The sequence below is a fragment of the Pantoea rodasii genome (assembly GCF_002095465.1).
GTDB classification, from domain to species: Bacteria; Pseudomonadota; Gammaproteobacteria; order Enterobacterales; family Enterobacteriaceae; genus Pantoea; species Pantoea rodasii.
This window is the reverse complement of the sequence record NZ_MLFP01000086.1, coordinates 196,114-215,274: the sequence shown is the minus strand read 5'-3', so window position 1 is coordinate 215,274 and position 19,161 is coordinate 196,114. Positions and strand designations below refer to the sequence as shown.

Genomic DNA, 19,161 nt, shown 5'->3' with positions numbered 1-19,161 from the left:
TATTTAGGGGGTGCTTGGGTATATTTTTAATGTTTTATGAATTCAGGTAAGACTTCGCCCGCACAGGGCGCAACGCGCTGTGCTGGGCGGTACAACAAAGGTTATTTCGCGTAAGGCGCGAACCAGCCGAGGCCCGCTTCGGTGCGGCCGCGTGGGAAGTATTCGCAACCCACCCAACCGTCATAACCCACTTCATCCAACAGGTTGAACAGGTACGGATAGTTAAGCTCGCCTTCGTCCGGTTCATGACGATGCGGCGCAGAGGCGATCTGGATATGGCGATAACGTCCGGCGTATTCGCGAATCAAGTGGCTGAGGTTGCCATCCACCAGTTGCGCATGGAACAGGTCCAGCTGCGTGAACACATTCGGACGATCGATACGTTCCATCATCGCCAGCGTCTGATACTGACTGGAGTAGAGATAGTTCGGTTTAGTCACCGGATTGAGTGCTTCCAGCAACAGGCGAATACCGTGCGGCGCAAACCGCTCCGCGGCGTAATGCATATTGCGCACAAAGGTCTCTTCGTAAGCGGCACGATCGGCCCCGTTCGGTACCGTTGCCGCCATTACATGCACCTGTTGGCAGTTGAGCGCCAGCGCATAGTCCAGTGCACGATCGATATCGGCACGCGCTTCGGCTTCACGCCCAGGAATGGCAGAAACGCCCCACTCTCCCGCCTGCACGTTTCCGGCTGCGGTGTTGAACAGCACCAGCTCCAGCTGATGATTTTCCAGCTCAGCTTTAATCACTTCGGCCGGATAGTCATACGGAAACAGGAACTCAACGGCACGGAAACCGGCGTTGGCCGCGGCGGCAAAGCGTTCAATAAACGGCAATTCGCCGAACTGCGTGGATAAATTGGCTGCAAACTTAGGCATCAGTAATTCCTCAATTCCGCCACTTCGCTATCCGACAGATAACGAATCGAGCGGTCGCCGAGCGTGAACATCAGACGCGCGGTCTCTTCCAGTTCTTCAGTGTTATTCGCCGCTTCACGCAGCGATTTTCCTACCACTACCGGGCCGTGATTGGCCAGCAGGAACGCGTTGTAGCGTGGCGCGAGCTGAGCAAGATCTTCAGCCAGGCGATCGTCACCCGGCTTGTAGTACGGCACCACCGGCACATCACCCACGCGCATCACCACGTAAGGCGTGAACGGGCGGATGCAGTTTTCGCTGTCGAGATCGTTGAGGCACGAAAGCGCCGTCAGATAGTGGCTGTGCAGGTGTACCACCGCTTTACAGGCGAGATTGTTCAGATACAGCGCACGGTGAAATGCCACTTCTTTCGAAGGCTTGTCACCCGAAATCCACTCACCCTGCATCGTTACTTTTGACAGGCGATCGGCCTGCAGTTCGCCGAGACAGGAGCCGGTAGGCGTCGCCAGCAGGTTGCCATCTTCCAGCAACAGTGAAAGATTGCCTGCTGAACCGGTGGCGTAACCGCGCTGGAAAAAGGACGCGCCCAGCTGCACCATCTCTTCGCGTGCTTGTTGTTCGGTCATGCTGAAAACTCCGTTTGTGCGCGGGCAAAGAATTGTTCGTCGCCAAAGTTGCCTGATTTCAGTGCCAGCGACAGCGGCTGATGAATGTCGCGCACCCACGGCACGCCAGGGGAGATCATCGGGCCGATGTGGAAGGCCGTGACACCCAGGCTCTGCGCGACTACGCCAGAAGTCTCACCACCGGCGACAATAAAGCGCTGCCATCCGCGCGATTTCAGCTCACGGGTCACGGCGGCAAACAAGTGCTCAACCGCTTCGCTGCTGCGCGCTGCACCGTACTGCTGCTGAATCGCCTGCAGTTGTTGCGCATCGGCGGTGGCGAACAGCAGTGGTGCCAAAGGCTGCTGGTGATTCGCGGCAACCCACTCGCACAATTCTTGCGCGTAACTTTCCGCATCATCGAGGCAGCGCTCCACCAACACTTCGTGCGAAGGCGCCTGCTGGCGATAAGCCTGTACCTGACGGTTGGTCATCTGCGAGCAAGAGCCAGAAATCACCACCGCACGCTCGCCTTGTGGGCGTCCGGCTTGCTCGGCATCACTGTTTTGCTGCTGGGTTGCCCAGGCGCGTGCGATACCGATCGCCAGACCAGACCCGCCGGTCACCAGCACGGTTTCTTTCAACGCTTCGCCCTGCGTCAGCAGATGCTGTTCGTTGAGCGCATCCAGCACCACATAGTTGATGCCCTGCGCTTTCAGCACGCCCAGCTGTTCACGCACCGCTTCTGCGCCTTTATCCAGCTGCGCCGCGTTAATCACTGCCGCCTGCCCTTTTGCCTGGCGCGTCATCAGGCGCACCAGGTTGCTGTCGGTCATTGGCGTCACCGGATGATGACGCATGCCCGATTCAGACAGCAGCTGGTCAGCAACAAACAGATAGCCCTGATACACGGTGCGACCGTTCACCGGCAGCGACGGCGAGATCACCGTTTGCGTCTCGCCAAGTGCGGCCAGCAACGCATCGGTGACGGGGCCAATGTTGCCGTGCTCGGTGCTGTCGAAGGTCGAGCAATACTTAAAGTAGAAACGATCACAGCCCTGCTGTTGCAGCCAGGTCAGTGCTGCCAGAGACTGATCAATCGCCTGTTGCGCCGGGCAAGAGCGTGACTTCAGGCTGATGACAATCGCCTGCGCGCTCACATCGTCATGACTTTCCGGCACGCCGTTGAACTGAATGGTAGGCAGACCGTTCTGCACCAGGAAACTGGCAATGTCCGTTGCACCAGTAAAGTCGTCTGCAATCACGCCTAAACGCATGGTTACTTCTCCTTTGACTCTGGCAGCGTAATGCCGCTGAAAATCTTGATCACTGCGCTGTCATCTTCACGACCGTGGCCGGCATTGCTGGCTTCGGTAAACATGTTGAGTGCGGTCGACGCCAGCGGCAGTGGGAAATGCAATGATTTGGCGGTGTCTGTCACCAGGTTGAGATCTTTCACAAAGATATCGACGGCAGATTTCGGTGAGTAGTCGCCGTCCACCACATGACGCATGCGGTTCTCAAACATCCACGAGTTACCGGCGGCGTTGGTCACCACGTCATACATGGTGTCGAGTGGGATGCCTGCGCGAGCGGCCAGCGCCATCGCTTCAGCACCCACCGCAATGTGCACGCCCGCCAGCAGTTGGTGGATGATTTTAACGGTTGAGCCGAGGCCGATTTCACTGCCCACGCGATACACTTTGGCGGCCACCGCATCCAGCACCGGCTTCAGCAGCGCAAAGGCTTCATCGCTTCCTGATGCCATGACTGTCATCTCACCGACCGCGGCTTTCGCTGCACCGCCTGAGACTGGCGCATCCAGCATCAGCAGTTGGTGTTGTGCCAGCTGCTGTTCAATCGCCTGCGCGTCTTGTGAAGAGATGGTGGAAGAGACCATCACCACCGTGCCCGGCTTGAGTTGTGCCGCCAGACCGGTTTCACCAAACAGAATCGCTTTGACCTGCGCGGCGTTCACCACCAGCAGCAGTACGGCATCTAACTCTGAGGCAAAGCTGGCAGCGGAAGACTGTGCGTCACGCGCACCGGCCTGACGCAGTGTTTCCAGCGCCTGCGGATTTAAATCAACGCCCCAGGTGTTCAATCCAGCGCGAATACAGGACTGCGCTGCGCCCATGCCCATGGAACCCAAACCAATGACGCCAATGTTATTCACGGTTGCTGACACAGCACACCTCCGTTGTTAATTTAAGTGATATTTTGTTCAATGGTGTTAATTCTGCCGCAGTTACTGGCGGATAAACGTGCGGTAAATCACAAAAATTAACTTACCTGCACAGCGTATAACATCGATTCACACCCTTAACGCCCTCGCCAAAGCCCGTGGAACGGGGGTTTAGCTCACAATTTGTCAGAATAAATTGTGCTGCAGGTTGTGAATCGATGCCTTACAATGTGAAAAAATGATAAATCAGGGAGAGCCATGTGATTCCGGTAGAACGTCATCAACAAATTTTAGCGCTGGTTGCCGAACGCGGCGTGGTGAGCATTGCCGAGCTGACCGAGCGTCTGGGCGTTTCACACATGACGATTCGTCGCGATGTGCAAAAGCTGGAGGAGCAAGGTGCCGTGCTCTCGGTTTCTGGCGGCGTGCGATCGGCCGATCGGCTGGCCGCTGAGCCTTCGCATCTGGCGAAAACCAGCATGTACAGCAGCGAGAAGATGGCAATTGGTCAGTTTGCGGCACGCCATATTCCGCGCAACAGCTGTATTTATCTCGATGCGGGCACCACCACGCTGGCGCTGGCCCGCGAGTTGGTCGAGCGCGAAGATTTGCTGGTGGTGACCAACGATTTCGTGATTGCTCGCTTAATGATGGAGAGCAGCGACTGCAAGCTGATCCACACCGGCGGTACGGTGTGCCGTGAAAACCGTTCGAGCGTGGGCGAAGCGGCGGCGCGCAGTTTGCGTATGCTGGCGATTGATATCGCGTTTATTTCGGCCTCTTGCTGGGGACCGCGCGGCCTGTTTACGCCGGATGAGGACAAGGTGCCCGTTAAGCTGGCCGCCAGCGATGTCAGCAGCAAGCGCGTGCTGCTAAGCGACAGCTCGAAGTACAACAAGATCGCTACACATCTGGCGTTGCCGCTGGAGCGCTTTGATACCTTGATTACCGATACGGAACTGAGTAAAGCAGGACGCGAAACGTTAAGTGCAGGGAATTGGGAGTTGGTGCTGGCGGGTTGAGTTTGCTGGTATCAATGCAAAAGGTCGCCATATTGGCGACCTTTTGCGTACGACACGAAGTCTTTATTCGATGCGCATAATGCGCAGCGAAAATTACACTTCTTCGCTGAACTGCGGAACCGGATTGCGGAACGTGCGGGTAACAAACGCCAGGTAAATAATACCGATGGCTGCCCACACCAGGCCGAGCACCATTGAGGTCTCTTCCAGGTTGATCCACAACGCGCCAACCGTTAACGCACCCAACACTGGCAGCACCAGATAGTTGAGGTGGTCTTTCAGCGTCTTGTTGCGCTTCTCGCGGATCCAGAACTGCGCAATCACTGACAGGTTCACAAAGGTGAACGCCACCAGCGCACCGAAGTTGATCAGCGCAGTGGCAGTGACCAGGTCGAAGTTAATCGCCAGCAGCGCCACGCCGCCCACCAACAGCACGTTCAGCGACGGCGTGCGGTATTTCGGATGCACGAAGCCAAAGAATCGCTGCGGGAACACGCCATCGCGGCCCATCACGTACATCAGACGCGATACGCCTGCATGCGCGGCCATACCGGAAGCCAGTACCGTCACCACAGAGAAAATCAGGATGCCGATCTGCAGTGCTTTACCTGCCACGAACAGCATGATTTCAGGCTGTGAAGAGTCCGGATTCTGGAAGCGCGAGATGTCCGGGAAGTACAGCTGCAGGAAGTAAGAGACACCCATAAAGATCACACCACCGATCAGCGCGGTCAGGAAAATCGCGCGCGGGATGGTACGTTCAGCGTCTTTGGTTTCTTCCGACAGCGAACTGATGCCGTCAAAGCCGAGGAACGAGAAGCACAGAATGGTCGCACCGGTAATCATCGGCACCACATGCGCGTTCTCAGACCAGAATGGCTTAGTACTGGTCAGCGTACCGGCGCCAACACCGTTTGCCACACCATAAATAACCATGCCGGTAATCGCGACCATCACCACAACCTGCAGCACCACAATCACGCTGTTAAAGTTGGCAACGGTTTTGATTCCACGCAGGTTTGAGATGGTCATAAAGGCCACCAGCAACACCACGAAAATCCACGACGGAATGCCCGGCACCAGCGTCTCAAAGTAGCTTTTCGCCAGCAGGATGTTGATCATCGGCATGAACAAGTAGTCCAGCAGTGATGACCAGCCCACCATAAAGCCGACGTGCGGACTGATTGCCTTCTGAGCATAGGTGTAAGCGGAGCCCGCAGATGGGAAGCGGCGTACCAGCTTGCCGTAGCTCACGGCAGTAAACAGTATCGCGATCAGCGCGAAAGCATAAGCGGTGGCAACGTGGCCGTCGGTCAATCCAGACACGATACCGAAAGTATCAAACAGGGTCATTGGCTGCATATACGCCAAGCCCATCATGACAACCGGGATCAGGGTCAGGGATTTTTTCAGGTGTGCACGCTGAGGTGCGGCAGAGGTGTTAAGCGACATGGTTCAGGCCCCCGACAGAGGTAGTCTGCGGGATACTGCACAACGTGCTGCAGTGAGAAGTGAAATCAGTGTTTGCGATTGTCGCCGCGCCGTAGTCATCACGAAAGCGAGAACCAGCTTGCGCTGGTGCAATTGTAAACAGCCCCATCTTTGTTTTCCTCAAATCTCACGCACAACGCGTGTTGTCAGTATTTATCTATCCGGATGCGAGTCCGGCCTCGGTAATTTGTGTGTGTACTGCAATCTGCAAAAAAATAACCGACGGTATAAGCGTCGGTTATGTTTCGAATTTTGCAGGGGACGTATTCTGCCCCAACTTATGCCATCGGCACAAGACGTTAGCGAAATTCTTCTGCGAGTCAGGCGTTCTTCAGCATCCAGTCGATTTCAGTGGCGGTGATAAGCCGCTCAAACTGCATTAACTCATTCTGTTTGCAGCTATGCCACACGCCGCTGAAGTGTTCGCCCAACAGTTTCTGCAGAGGATAGCTATTCTCAAATTCGTACAGCGCATCGCTCTGTCGCACCGGTAATGCCAGCCCTTCCGCCTCGTGTCCGTTGCCCTGCACCGCATGCGGTAAAGGTAGCTGATTATCCAGACCGTGCAAAATACCGGCAAGAATTGTTGACACTACCAGGTAAGGATTTGCATCTGCACCGGCCACGCGATACTCCACGCGATGGTTGTCTATATCACCACAGGGAATACGCAGCGCAACTGTGCGATTGTTATGTCCCCATGAGGCCTGCAACGGCACGTAAGCTTCCGGTAAAAAGCGACGATAGGCATTGACGTTCGGTGCCAGCAGCGCCATCGAAGCCGGCATCAAATCGATCATTCCCGCCAGCGCGCGTTTTAGCAGTGGTGAATCACTGCCGTCATCGAGTGAGAAGGCATTGTGATCGGCCGCGTCCAGCATGCTGATGTGCACATGCATACCGCTGCCCGCGTATTCTTCATAGGGTTTCGCCATAAAGGTCGCGGTCATGCCGTGGTTTTCGGCCACCTGGCGCACCAGACGTTTGAGCAGAATGGCGTGGTCGCAGGCTTTTAACACGTCACGCGTATGATGCAGGTTGATTTCAAACTGGCCCGGCGAAGCTTCCGCCAGCGCGCCATCGGCAGGAATGCCCTGCTGTCGGGAAAGATCGTCGATATCACGCAGAACGTCAGCGAAATGGTCGAGATTATCCACCGAATAAACCTGGCTCTGCATATTTCTTTCATCACTGCCCGGCGCACACGGCGGCTGAATATAACCTTCCGCATCGCGCTTTTTATCCACCAGATAGAACTCCAGCTCTACCGCTACCACCGGGAACAGTCCTCGATTGCGCAGTTGCTGCCACAGCCGATTGAGGACATTGCGGGGCTCAACGTCAAAGGGAGTGCCATCTTGGTTACACATGGTGAGCAGGAGTTGCGCAATGCGTTCAGGATCGGCGGCAGAAGGAATCAGGGTTCCGGGAACCGGAATACAGAGGTTGTCGGGTTCGCCCAGGGACTGTCCGAGTCCGGCTTCTTCGACGGTATTTCCGAGAATATCCATGGCGAAAACCGAGGCCGGGAAATAACACCCTTTTTCCAGTTTTGCCAATGCAGAGATGGGAATGCGCTTACCGCGAAACACCCCATTTAAATCATTAAGAAGAATATCGACATACTGCGTTTCAGGATGGCGTTCCAGCCAGGATTTCACCTCCAGCTGGAACGCGCTTGTTCGTTTCTCTTCACTGTGCCGCGTGAAGTCTTCTACTTCTACGAGGTTCGTCATGTTCCCACCCGCCCTTTACCGTTTAGTATTGGTTCGCGCAATGCTCAAAATAACATCCACTCTTCTAACATAGCCCTAACGCAAAAAGTGTGCAAATGTAACAAATCTGTTGGAAGAACGAACAGACGGTTGCTAGATTGACAATATATTGCACACTTTTCAGACCGTACGCGCAAAAACGGTGAAAATATTGAACAGCAACGCGGAGACGTTATGGGCATTATTTTTGACAAACCCTTGATTGGCGTAGTGATGTGTCAGAACCACATCGGCAGCATCTCGGACAAACGGTTCACAATAAGTATCTCGATGCCATCGTGCTTGCCGGTGGTTTGCCCTTGCCTTTGCCGCATCAACTGATGCATGCCCCTCATCTATTAGAAAACAGTATGACGCTGCTCGACGGTCTTCTCCTCACCGGCAGCCCAAGCAATATCGAACCCTGGCATTACGGCGAAGCAGGCAAAGAGGAACATGCCGATCCGGCGCGCGATCGCCTCGCGTTTGGCCTCATCACCCACGCGATAGGTAAAAAGATGCCGATATTTGGCATCTGCCGGGGCTTGCAGGAATTGGTGGTGGCCAACGGCGGTGCCTTGTATCGCCAGCTGCATGCGACGCATCTGTTTCAGGAACATCGAGAAGATGATGCGCTGCCGCTCGATCAGCAATATGCGCCGGTGCATGAGGTTCAGCCCGAAGCGGAAGGTTTATTGAGTCAGGTGCTGGGAAGCGCGCAGGCCTTTGCCGTCAACTCTCTGCATGGGCAAGGCATTCGTGAGCCGGGCCCGCAGTTGCGCATTGAAGCGCGCGCGCCTGATGGGCTGATTGAAGCAGTGAGTTTGCGCCAGCATCCGTTTGCTCTCGCAGTGCAGTGGCATCCGGAATGGCACTCCGATCAAGACCCGATTTCGCAACGCCTGTTTGCGGCCTTTATCCACGCAGCGGTCTGCTATCACAAGGAAAAACAGCCATGAATGATGCCACTCTGGCGCCCGGACGACGTTTATCGCAGATCCGGCAGGAGATGGGATTGTCTCAGCGTCGCGTCGCTGAGTTATCAGGATTAACGCACAGTGCCATTAGCACCATTGAACAGGATAAGGTCAGCCCGGCGCTGAGTACCTTGCAGAAACTGCTGAAGGTGTATGGGCTGTCGCTGTCGGAGTTTTTCTCAGAACCGAAAGTGAACAGCACGCCGCGCGTAATTGTGCGTCCGGAAGAGTGCGTGGAGATTGGCAGCCTCGGCGTGTCGCTGCGTCTGGTCGAGAATGGTGCGGAGAAAAAAGCGCTGGCGATGCTGCTGGAGCGCTATGAGCCAGGTGCCAGCACCGGCGAGAAACTGCGTCATCCCGGTGAAGAGACCGGCACGGTGCTGGAAGGGGAAATCACGCTGGTGGTGAACGGCCAGAGCTATCACCTTTATTGCGGCGAGAGCTATGTGATCGATACCGGCTTGTCGCACAGCTTTACCAATACGTCTGAGCTGCCGTGTCGCATTGTCAGTGCGCACACGCCAGCGAATTTCTGAGTTCACGCGCTTAAGGAGGATGTGATGCAACATGTGGGAAGTTATTACGCAGCAACCGCCAACGCGCATGAGCCATGGCCTGAACTGCAGGAATCGGTGCAGTGTGACGTCTGTATTATTGGCGGTGGTTTTACCGGCCTCTCCTCCGCGTTGTTTCTGACCGAAGCCGGTTATGACGTGGTGCTACTCGAAGCAGCAAAGATTGGCTTCGGTGCCAGCGGTCGTAACGGTGGCCAGGTGGTGAACTCTTACAGCCGTGATGTGGATGTGATTGAACAGCGCTACGGCAAAGACGTGGCGAAAATGCTCGGCAATATGATGTTCGAGGGCGCGGAGATTATTCGCGATCGTATCGATCGTTATGCCATTGCTTGCGACTACCGTCCCGGCGGGATTTTTGCGGCACTGAATCAACGCCAGATGGGCCACTTGCGCAGCCAGAAAGCCAGTTGGGAACGCTATGGTAACCATGATTTAGAGCTGCTGGATGAGCGCGCGATTCGTCGTGAAGTGGCGACCGATCGCTACGTCGGCGGCTTGCTGGATAAGCGCGGTGGGCATCTGCATCCGTTAAACCTGGCGCTGGGTGAAGCAGAAGCGATTCGTCGTCACGGCGGACGTATCTATGAACAATCCGCGGCGCTGGAAGTGAAATACGGCGAACCGCATCGGGTTAAAACGGCTAAAGGCGAAGTCACCGCCACCTTTGTGATTTTTGCCGGTAATGCTTACCTCCCTTCACAACTGGAGCCGCGCCTCAGTCGTAAAAGCATGCCGTGCGGCTCGCAAATCATTACCACTGAACCATTAAGCCGCGATCAGGCGTTAGGGCTGTTGCCGAATAATCACTGCGTCGAAGATTGTAATTATCTGCTGGATTACTTCCGCCTCACCGCCGATAACCGCCTGCTTTACGGCGGCGGCGTGGTGTATGGCGCACGCGAACCGGATGATATCGAAGCGCTGATCCGACCCAAGCTGTTACGCACCTTTCCCCAGCTGAAGGATGTGAAATTCAGCCATCGCTGGAGCGGGAATTTCCTGCTAACGCTGTCACGTATGCCGCAGTTTGGGCAGATCGAGAAGAATGCGTTCTTTATGCAGGGAGATAGCGGACATGGCGTGACTTGTACCCATCTGTCGGGGCGATTGATTGCCGAAGTGCTGCGCGGGCAGGCGGAGCGGTTTGATGCGTTTGCGAAACTACCGCACCTGCCATTTCCGGGTGGGAGACGCTTTAAAGTGCCGCTGACGGCGATGGGCGCGGTTTGGTATGCGTTGCGGGATCGGTTGGGGGTTTGAATTATAAATAAATAGCCGTAACTATACTTGTTACGGCTATTTAAATATCTATGAGTACCTTTTTAAGACAAGTTTTATCATCTTTTATATAGGAAATATTTACTTGAGATAAAATTCGCCAACATACCAGCGATACTACCTACTGCGACGGCTAGAACAGGCCATTCTCTCATCCATTCAATGGAGCTAATCATCAAGTAGTAGGTACCTAGATTGATACACCCTCCTACGATCATTAGCGATAAATAATGTAAAAATTCAGCCACCAAACTCATATGAGCGCTATTTTTTTGAACGTTACATTCCTATTGAATAACCACGTTACCATTACAGCCAAAAAGAATGATATTAATCGACCAAAATAAATGCCAACAAATGGCTTGGCCAGATAAAGAGCACCTGCATCTATTAAAAACCCAAGCACTCCCGCGACACCAAAAAAAACAACTCCTTAATTGCTTTCATGGCGTTCTTTTGGTTTAGTCTGAGGAATTGAAAGATATATAAGCCGCTTCGTTTCATTTCGTCCCAATGTGACTGTGCTCAGCACTAGACCACTAAAGAAAGATATTATCGCCGATAGCATCAATCCAACAGAAAGAATTGCAGTTGGTAAGCGGGGCACTAACCCTGTATCAATAAACTCGATAAAAACGCCACTAAATAGAATTAACGAGAGCGCCACTAAAAATAACGAAACCAAGCTGAAAAATATAAAAGGTCTTTCGCTAACATATAAATTTATAATTGTACGAAGAATCTTAATCCCGTCTTTGTAAGTCGACAGTTTACTGGTTGAACCTTCTGGTCGGGAGCCATAGGGTGTAGCGACTTCATCGTATGGCATACGAAGTTCAAGAGCATGAACAGTTAATTCAGTTTCTGTTTCAAAACCTTTTGCCAGCGCAGGGAAGGATTTGACATAACGGCGGGAGAATACTCTATAGCCAGATAACATATCTGTGAATTTCCCACCAAAGATGCTCATTACTGCCCCAGTTAACATACGGTTGCCCCATCTATGTCCCTGACGATAGGTGGCAGCAGTTCTCTCTCCAACTTCTTCTCGCTTTCCAACCACCATGTCTAATTTGTCGTCCAGCAACTTATCAATTAATTTCTTAATTGAAGGCGCATGATAAGTATCGTCGCCATCAGCCATCACGTATATGTCTGCCTCCACGTCGGCAAACATGCGTCTAACCACGTTCCCTTTGCCTTTATTTTTTACAGAATGAACCATCGCACCCGCTTGCTGAGCTAACTCGATTGTATTGTCAGTAGAATTATTGTCAAAAACATGTAGTTCCGCTTCTGGAAGGGCTTCTTTAAAATGTTTTACAACCTGTTCAACAGCAAGCGCTTCGTTGTAGCATGGAAGAATGATAGCAATTTTATTTCCACGATAAGTCAAGCTACTAATTTCATTACAAATCATTTTATTTATCACCAGCGTAATTGATTTTGATTTTTGCACCCAAGTTAATTAATTTGCGATCATTCACTGGAAACTTACTTAAATCATCAGAGTTTAGTGTTGCATAAATTGCGACAGGATGTGTTGCATTACGCAAGGAATAACTATACTCAATTACATCTCCTTTATTTACTGAAGTAGGCGAAGTTAATTGTATTTCAGCATACTGATTATCTAAGCTATCTTTAAGAGATATATTTCCCTTTTCACAAATTCCTTTAATGCAAAGATTTAGATCTAAAAAACCGTCAGAGAGACCATTATAAGTTCCAATTAAAACGGAAAATGAAATCATTTCACCTTGAACTCGAGAAATGATCTTTCCACTTAACCTTTCATCATTACTAACATTTACAACCTTTAAATTAGTGTCTGTATCACTCGGATAAAAATCAACTTTTTTAAATAATGACATAGGTATTACTACTACATCAGGCTGCGGAGAATAAGGCTCACTAACCCCTGCTAATCTAATATGTGAATAACGATTAAAAATCCTGTCAAATTCGCCCTCTGACATTTTCGGGAATTTGCTTCTCCACATCCCAAGGTCAGGTACTGCTGTAACATGACTTACGGATTTATAGCCTAAACCATTTAATGTGGCACCATGATATCCTTCAATTGCTAACACTCCGGTTTGCCTATCAACTGAAGAATCTAATAGTCTCTTAGCTTTTACATGTGGTGCGAAAATAGCATCGGCTGATTGTAGTGGGTTAAAGTTAAAGAACACAATTAAAGATGCCAAAAGTGATGGCATCAAAAATGCTTCAATAGGCTTGCATGAAAAACACCTAATTAAAACATATGATATAACGAGAGCTAAAATTAAGTAAAAATCAGTATAATTATGAGAGAAACCACCAAAACCTCTTAAATCTTCAGCTAAGGGCCGGTACTTCATCAAATACCATACAGCAATAACCAATGCCGAATAAGATATAAATCTCAATGGACTGGTTTTAAACTTAAGGTTTTGAAAGAAAAGTAAAGATGTCATCGCTAATAATATGCCTGCAGCATATACCATCCGATTGGGGCTTACGTTATTCCAAAGGAAAAGACTGCCAGCCCAACTCGGTACCGGTGCAATGAGCCAAAGATTACAGAGAACAGTTCCTATCGTTAAAATTTTAACCTTATAATAATCTTTACTATTAAAAGAACTCTTTTTAATTGAATTATAATCAAGATGTATAAACATCAATATTACGAAAGCGAAACCTGTCACCCCAACTTCACATATATTGCTATTATATATCGTTTCAAAGTGTGTATTGAAGGTTGCGAAAGGAAAGAACTGGGATAACCACTCCCCCCAACCAACGCCTCCACCACTGAAAGAACGATGCCCTGGATAAACAGTATTTGAAGTTTTTATTAAATAATCTTTAAGGTACAACAGAGCTGTAAAAATAACTGCCATTGAAGAAATCGCTAAGGCAAGAATAGATTTTATTGATTTCCAACTCTTCAGATCAAAAAGGAAAAGCAAAGCACCAATGAATGCAAGAGATATAACCAATGGCGGATAGAAATTAGTAATTAGCCACGAAGTACCTACCCAATAAAATAACGCCAATCTAAGATAGATATTCCCTTTAGATATTAAAAAATATACAACCCATGGGAAAATTGCATAAACGGGTCCTTTTTCATCCCACCAAAACTGAGTGCCACCCGTCAAAAAAGAGAAAAGCTTAAAAAGATTGATAACCTTTTCTCAATGCCAATCTCTTTGAATATCTTGAAGTAACCAATAATAAAAACACAAAACGTGAGATACCACTGCAATGAATATGCTTTAGCAGGGGAAAGGAACAAATAACCCCACATGGTAGGTTTAAATACCATACCCCAGTCAAATATAGGCAACCCATAGTTTATTCTTAAATCCTCACCATAAAATGAGGTTTTATTATAACGTTCGAAACCGTTATTTATAGTAGCTTGAGTTAACGGTGTAACTACTGCCCATTCATCAGAACGAATTCCTCGCGGTTCGCCCCAAATAACACCTGTATTTTGAGTGTCGATTTTTTTTAAAAAGAACCCATATGACGAAGGGCTCCATGAATTAAAAACATATAAAACGCCTAGCAAAAAAAGACCTATATAAAGAATCTTCTCAACTGATTTTTTGGGAGTAGTTAGCATTTATCACACAAACCTAAGTATTAAATTATTTCAATATTAACAAAAATGCAAATTTTTGTAAAGCAACCGCAAGCCAATATTTGACATTAACTGCAATCGATTGTAATAGTTAAACACCACGAAGAACCGTTGAATTAATTCCTTACTGTTTAGAGTCTGGCGTAATGAAATAAGCTGCAAATCGATTCGCCACACAGCCAATAACGTTTAATACAAACAGCAATCTTCTTTATTATAATTTTAAAGTTATTATTCACTGGAGCCAATGTATTAATTTTAATGAGTTTTATATTATCCCAGCGGCATTTTCATCGGGTCATCGTAGCTGTACTCAAATCCCAGCTCATTGCAGATCTTCGAGCCATCCACCACCTTGCCTGCCTCTCGCTGCGGCTCGTCAACAAACGTTGGTGCCACCAATCCCAGCTGTTTCGAGACAAACGGATAAAAATCATCACGCGCGGGGTGTTTCGACGCGCACAGGTTATACACGCGTCCACCTTTTGGCGTTTGCAGCAGCAGCACTATCGCATCCACCACATCATCGAGATGCACCAGATTCACCGCATGACCGCCATTTTCCAGCCCGGTTTTCCCGGCAAGAAAGCGTCCCGGATGGCGATTCGGACCCACCAGTCCCGCCAAACGCACAATATCCACGCTGGTGCCCGGCAGATCGTGCAGCCAGTTCTCCAACTCCACCAGCGTTTTACCGGCCACGCTCTCTGGCTGCAGCGCGCTGCTCTCTTTCATCACGCCCGAACCGGTGCCATACACCGATGACGAGCTGGTGAAGATGATGCGCGGGACTTTGTGCGCCAGTGCGGTATCCACCACGTTTTGCACCGCTTGCATATAGTCTTCGCCACCCTGCACGGTGCGGCTGGCAGGCAAGGTCACCACCAGCGCATCCACCTGCATCAGCGTGGCTAATTCATCCGCTTCACACGCTATTTCTGGGGTCAGCACCAGTTGGAATGCTTCAATACCACAGCGACGTGCCGCATCGACGCCATCAGGGGACGTTTTGCTGCCACTCACCTGCCAGCCGCGTGCCGTCAGCGCCATTGCCAGCGGCATACCCAGCCATCCCAGACCTACAATCGCGACTTTTTTCATATCGACTCCTGCTTTACTGCGCTAAGACACTTCATCTTAGTCCTACAGCTTGTGCCAAACCAGCGCAAACTGTTGCGGAAGGTTCTGAGAACTGACGTTAAAAAAGGGTTGCCAATCGGCGTCATCTTCGCTAGGTTAATCAGCACGCAAATGAATACTCATTCAGCAACGGAATTTACTATGACACGCGTTCAGTTCAACCACCATCATCACCATCACCCTGACTAGTCTTTCAGGCGATGTGTGCTGGGAGACGATTAGGATCTTCCAGTGGTGCGAACGCAAAGAGAGCCCCCGGAAGATCATCTTCCGGGGGTTTTTTTATGGGCGAACGCAACCCAACTGAGTTCAGACAGGATTGAATAAGAGGACAGGAACCATGTTAGATAACACCCGTATTCGCATAGCTATGCAGAAATCTGGCCGTTTAAGTGATGAATCACGCGAATTGCTGGCCCGCTGCGGTATCAAAATCAACCTTCAGCAGCAGCGTCTGATTGCGTTTGCGGAGAACATGCCTATCGATATCCTGCGTGTGCGTGATGACGATATCCCGGGCCTGGTGATGGATGGCGTGGTGGATCTCGGTATCGTCGGTGAGAACGTGCTGGAAGAAGAGCTGCTGGATCGCCGTGCACAAGGCGAAGACCCGCGCTACTTCACCCTGCGTCGTCTCGATTTCGGTGGTTGCCGTCTGTCGCTGGCGATGCCAGTGGATGCGGAATACACCGGTACGCAATGCCTGCAGAATTCACGTATCGCCACCTCTTATCCGCACCTGCTGAAGAAATACCTCGATAAACAAGGCGTTGCCTTCAAATCTTGCCTGCTGAACGGTTCGGTAGAAGTCGCGCCGCGTGCGGGTCTGGCTGATGCAATTTGTGACCTGGTGTCCACCGGTGCCACTCTGGAAGCTAACGGCCTGCGCGAAGTCGAAGTTATCTACCGCTCTAAAGCGGTGCTGATTCAGCGCGATGGCGAACTGCCTGCGGCCAAACAAGAACTGATCGACAAAATGATGACGCGTATTCAAGGCGTGATCAAAGCGCGTGAATCCAAATACATCATGCTGCACGCGCCAAGCGAGCGTCTGGAAGAAGTGATCGCCCTGCTGCCAGGTGCTGAGCGCCCTACCGTGCTGCCGCTGGCGGGTGATGTTAGCCGAGTAGCGATGCACATGGTGAGCAGCGAAACCCTGTTCTGGGAAACCATGGAAAAACTGAAAGCGCTGGGTGCCAGCTCGATCCTCGTACTGCCAATCGAAAAAATGTTGGAGTAGTAGCATGAGCACAATCATGACCCCGATTGACTGGCAACAGTGCGATGAACAACAGCAGCAAGCGCTGCTGATGCGTCCGGCAATCTCTGCCTCGGCGAGCATCAGCGAAGTGGTGCGCGACGTGCTGGCGAAGGTAAAGGAAGAAGGCGATGACGCACTGCGCGAATTCAGCGCACGCTTCGACAAAGCGCAGGTGGAAAACCTGCGCGTCACGCCAGAAGAGATTCAAGCCGCCAGCGATCGCTTAAGCGACACGCTGAAGCAGGCGATGGCAGTTGCCGTCGGTAATATCGAAACTTTCCATAACGCGCAGATTCTGCCCGCGGTGGATATTGAGACGCAACCGGGCGTGCGCTGCCAGCAGATTACCCGCCCGGTGAAATCTGTCGGGCTGTACATTCCCGGTGGCTCTGCCCCGCTGTTTTCCACCGTGTTGATGCTGGCCACGCCAGCACACATTGCGGGTTGTGGTCGTGTGGTGCTGTGCTCGCCCCCGCCGATTGCCGATGAAATTCTGTATGCGGCACAACTGTGCGGCGTGAAAGAAGTGTTTCAGGTCGGCGGCGCACAAGCGATTGCTGCGCTGGCCTTCGGCACCGAAACCGTGCCAAAAGTGGACAAGATCTTTGGCCCAGGCAACGCCTACGTCACTGAAGCCAAGCGTCAGGTGAGCCAGCGTTTAGATGGTGCCGCGATTGATATGCCGGCTGGCCCATCAGAAGTGCTGGTGATTGCTGATGAAGGTGCCACGCCAGAGTTTGTCGCTTCTGATTTGCTGTCGCAGGCGGAACACGGCCCGGATTCACAGGTCATCCTGCTGACACCTTCACTGAAGCTGGCTGAAGGCGTGGCGCTGGCCGTGGAAGAGCAGCTGGCTCAGCTACCCCGTGCGGCCACCGCGCGTCAGGCACTGGAAAGCAGCCGGCTAATCGTACTGCGCGATTTGGCGCAGTGCGTGGAAATCTCCAACCTGTACGGCCCAGAACACCTGATCATTCAGACGCGTCAACCGCGCGATCTGGTAGATGCGATCACCAGTGCCGGTTCGGTATTCCTCGGCGACTGGTCACCGGAATCAGCGGGCGATTACGCTTCAGGCACTAACCACGTATTACCGACTTACGGTTACACCGCCACCTGTTCCAGCCTGGGGTTAGCCGATTTCCAGAAGCGTATGACGGTGCAAGAACTTACGCCACAAGGCTTCCTCAATCTGGCCGCCACCATTGAAACATTAGCGGCTGCTGAGCAGCTGGAAGCCCACAAAAACGCCGTTACCCTGCGTGTTGCCGCGCTGAAGGAGCAAGCATGAGCATTGAAGATTTAGCCCGCGCCAACGTGCGCGCGTTGACGCCGTATCAATCTGCGCGTCGTTTGGGTGGTAACGGTGATGTATGGCTGAATGCCAATGAATTTCCGCTGCCGGTGCCGTTTGAGCTGTCACAACAGACGCTGAACCGCTATCCAGAATGCCAGCCGAAAATTGTGATTGAGCGTTACGCGGCTTATGCCGGTTTGACGCCAGAGCAAGTGATTGTCAGCCGTGGCGCCGATGAAGGTATCGAACTGTTAATGCGCGCCTTCTGCGAACCGGGTAAAGACGCGATTCTGTTCTGTCCGCCGACTTACGGTATGTACAGCGTCAGCGCGGAAACCATCGGCATTGAGTATCGCACCGTGGCAGCACTGGATAACTGGCAGCTGAATCTGCCTGCCATTGCCGAACAGTTAGACGGCGTGAAAGTGGTCTACATGTGCAGCCCGAACAACCCAACCGGTAACCTGATCAATCAAGACGATATCCGCAAGCTGCTGGAGATGACCGCCGGTAAAGCGCTGCTGGTCGCGGACGAAGCCTATATCGAGTTCTGCCCTGAAGCGACGCTGGCAGGCTGGCTAAAAGCGTATCCACATCTGGTGATCCTGCGCACGCTGTCGAAAGCCTTTGCGCTGGCAGGCCTGCGCTGTGGTTTCACACTGGCCAACAAGCCGGTAATCGATTTGCTGATGAAAGTGATCGCCCCTTACCCGCTGCTACGCCGGTTGCCGATGTGGCAGGCCAAGCCCTGAGCGAGCAAGGCATTGCGCTGATGCGTCAGCACGTCGCCGAACTTAACGCCAATCGTGCGTGGCTGTTTGAACAGCTCCCACAGCTGAGCGTGGTGCAGCAGGTGTTCCCGAGCGAAACCAACTATATTCTGGCGCGCTTCACTGATTCGCCAAAAGTGTTTAAAACGCTGTGGGATCAAGGCATTATTCTGCGCGACCAAAACAAAAACCCCGGCCTTGCGGGATGCCTGCGCATCTCTATTGGCACCCGTAAAGAGTGCGAGCGCCTGATCGCCGCGCTGCAAGCCTTATCAGTGGAGTAAG

16 protein-coding genes, 3 pseudogenes and 1 other annotated feature are annotated in these 19,161 nt (G+C 51.8%); of the genes and pseudogenes, 8 read left to right on the top strand and 11 right to left on the bottom strand.

The features are described 5' to 3' along the window. Positions 1 to 101: 101 nt before the first annotated feature. Genes HA45_RS24350 through ltnD form a run of 4 tightly spaced genes read right to left on the bottom strand, consistent with a single transcriptional unit; the run spans position 102 to position 3,674 of the window. A complete protein-coding gene (locus tag HA45_RS24350) occupies positions 102 to 881 on the bottom strand; it encodes an HPr family phosphocarrier protein (protein ID WP_100700950.1) in 780 nt (259 codons plus the stop codon). Then, positions 881 to 1,507 (bottom strand): 3-oxo-tetronate 4-phosphate decarboxylase, encoded by a 627-nt coding sequence (gene otnC / locus HA45_RS24345; RefSeq protein ID WP_100700951.1) that lies wholly within the window; start codon positions 1,505 to 1,507, stop codon positions 881 to 883. The genes HA45_RS24350 and otnC overlap by 1 nt, the downstream gene beginning before the upstream one ends. Beyond that, the gene (otnK, locus tag HA45_RS24340) at positions 1,504 to 2,763 is read right to left on the bottom strand and encodes a 3-oxo-tetronate kinase (RefSeq protein ID WP_100700952.1); all 1,260 of its coding nucleotides are present in this window, start codon (positions 2,761 to 2,763) and stop codon (positions 1,504 to 1,506) included. Before otnK ends, otnC begins: the two co-directional genes overlap by 4 nt. A 2-nt stretch (positions 2,764 to 2,765) precedes the next feature. Next, a complete protein-coding gene (gene ltnD, locus HA45_RS24335) occupies positions 2,766 to 3,674 on the bottom strand; it encodes an L-threonate dehydrogenase (protein ID WP_100700953.1) in 909 nt (302 codons plus the stop codon). 257 nt (positions 3,675 to 3,931) lie between these two features. Here ltnD and ygbI point away from each other — a divergent pair, with 257 nt between their 5' ends. Beyond that, positions 3,932 to 4,693: a DNA-binding transcriptional repressor YgbI gene (ygbI, locus tag HA45_RS24330; RefSeq protein WP_100700954.1), complete on the top strand. Its 762-nt coding sequence runs from the start codon at positions 3,932 to 3,934 to the stop codon at positions 4,691 to 4,693. A 93-nt stretch (positions 4,694 to 4,786) separates the two neighbouring features. Here ygbI and HA45_RS24325 read toward each other — a convergent pair whose 3' ends face one another. Then, positions 4,787 to 6,145: an APC family permease gene (locus HA45_RS24325; protein WP_100700955.1), complete on the bottom strand. Its 1,359-nt coding sequence runs from the start codon at positions 6,143 to 6,145 to the stop codon at positions 4,787 to 4,789. A gap of 359 nt (positions 6,146 to 6,504) precedes the next feature. Then, entirely contained in the window at positions 6,505 to 7,920 is a 1,416-nt protein-coding gene (locus HA45_RS24320) for a glutamine synthetase family protein (RefSeq protein WP_100700956.1), read from the bottom strand. Between the two features lie 213 nt (positions 7,921 to 8,133). On the opposite strand from HA45_RS24320, the pseudogene puuD reads away from it, so the two are divergent. The 3 genes and pseudogenes from puuD to HA45_RS24305 all read left to right on the top strand — a co-directional run bounded on the left by puuD (position 8,134) and on the right by HA45_RS24305 (position 10,753). Further along, a pseudogene (gene puuD / locus HA45_RS24315) lies at positions 8,134 to 8,897 on the top strand (gamma-glutamyl-gamma-aminobutyrate hydrolase). Continuing rightward, positions 8,894 to 9,451, top strand: a complete 558-nt coding sequence (gene puuR / locus HA45_RS24310) for an HTH-type transcriptional regulator PuuR (protein ID WP_100700958.1) — start codon at positions 8,894 to 8,896, stop codon at positions 9,449 to 9,451. The pseudogene puuD and the gene puuR overlap by 4 nt, the downstream one beginning before the upstream one ends. Before the next feature lie 24 nt (positions 9,452 to 9,475). Continuing rightward, entirely contained in the window at positions 9,476 to 10,753 is a 1,278-nt protein-coding gene (locus HA45_RS24305) for an NAD(P)/FAD-dependent oxidoreductase (RefSeq protein WP_100700959.1), read from the top strand. Positions 10,754 to 10,830: 77 nt separating this feature from the next. Here the strand turns inward: HA45_RS24305 and HA45_RS28770 are convergent, their stop codons facing one another. The 5 genes and pseudogenes from HA45_RS28770 to HA45_RS24280 form a co-directional block, all read right to left on the bottom strand. Continuing rightward, a complete protein-coding gene (locus tag HA45_RS28770; protein WP_280174538.1) occupies positions 10,831 to 10,989 on the bottom strand; it encodes a GtrA domain-containing protein in 159 nt (52 codons plus the stop codon). Positions 10,990 to 11,024: 35 nt separating this feature from the next. Further along, positions 11,025 to 11,177 carry a hypothetical protein gene (locus HA45_RS28765; RefSeq protein ID WP_280174532.1) on the bottom strand — a complete coding sequence of 51 codons (153 nt, stop codon included), beginning with the start codon at positions 11,175 to 11,177 and terminating at the stop codon, positions 11,025 to 11,027. Positions 11,178 to 11,204: 27 nt separating this feature from the next. Beyond that, positions 11,205 to 12,167, bottom strand: coding sequence for a glycosyltransferase family 2 protein (locus HA45_RS24295; protein ID WP_100701361.1), 963 nt, complete (start codon positions 12,165 to 12,167; stop codon positions 11,205 to 11,207). A 25-nt stretch (positions 12,168 to 12,192) separates the two neighbouring features. Beyond that, a pseudogene (locus HA45_RS24290) lies at positions 12,193 to 14,390 on the bottom strand (DUF7657 domain-containing protein). A gap of 291 nt (positions 14,391 to 14,681) precedes the next feature. Continuing rightward, positions 14,682 to 15,509 (bottom strand): SDR family oxidoreductase, encoded by an 828-nt coding sequence (locus HA45_RS24280; RefSeq protein ID WP_100700962.1) that lies wholly within the window; start codon positions 15,507 to 15,509, stop codon positions 14,682 to 14,684. 180 nt (positions 15,510 to 15,689) lie between these two features. Between HA45_RS24280 and hisL the strand changes: the two genes are divergently transcribed. The 4 genes and pseudogenes from hisL (at position 15,690) to hisC (ending at position 19,160) form a co-directional block, all read left to right on the top strand. After that, the gene (hisL, locus tag HA45_RS24275) at positions 15,690 to 15,737 is read left to right on the top strand and encodes a his operon leader peptide (RefSeq protein ID WP_100396937.1); all 48 of its coding nucleotides are present in this window, start codon (positions 15,690 to 15,692) and stop codon (positions 15,735 to 15,737) included. Next, positions 15,713 to 15,834, top strand: a sequence feature (His leader region). (Overlaps the previous gene by 25 nt.) A gap of 54 nt (positions 15,835 to 15,888) precedes the next feature. Next, positions 15,889 to 16,788: an ATP phosphoribosyltransferase gene (gene hisG / locus HA45_RS24270; protein WP_100700963.1), complete on the top strand. Its 900-nt coding sequence runs from the start codon at positions 15,889 to 15,891 to the stop codon at positions 16,786 to 16,788. 4 nt (positions 16,789 to 16,792) lie between these two features. Next, positions 16,793 to 18,100: a histidinol dehydrogenase gene (gene hisD, locus HA45_RS24265; protein WP_100700964.1), complete on the top strand. Its 1,308-nt coding sequence runs from the start codon at positions 16,793 to 16,795 to the stop codon at positions 18,098 to 18,100. Next, positions 18,097 to 19,160 (top strand): annotated as a pseudogene (gene hisC / locus HA45_RS24260) (histidinol-phosphate transaminase). Before hisD ends, hisC begins: the two are co-directional and overlap by 4 nt. Position 19,161 lies beyond the last annotated feature (1 nt).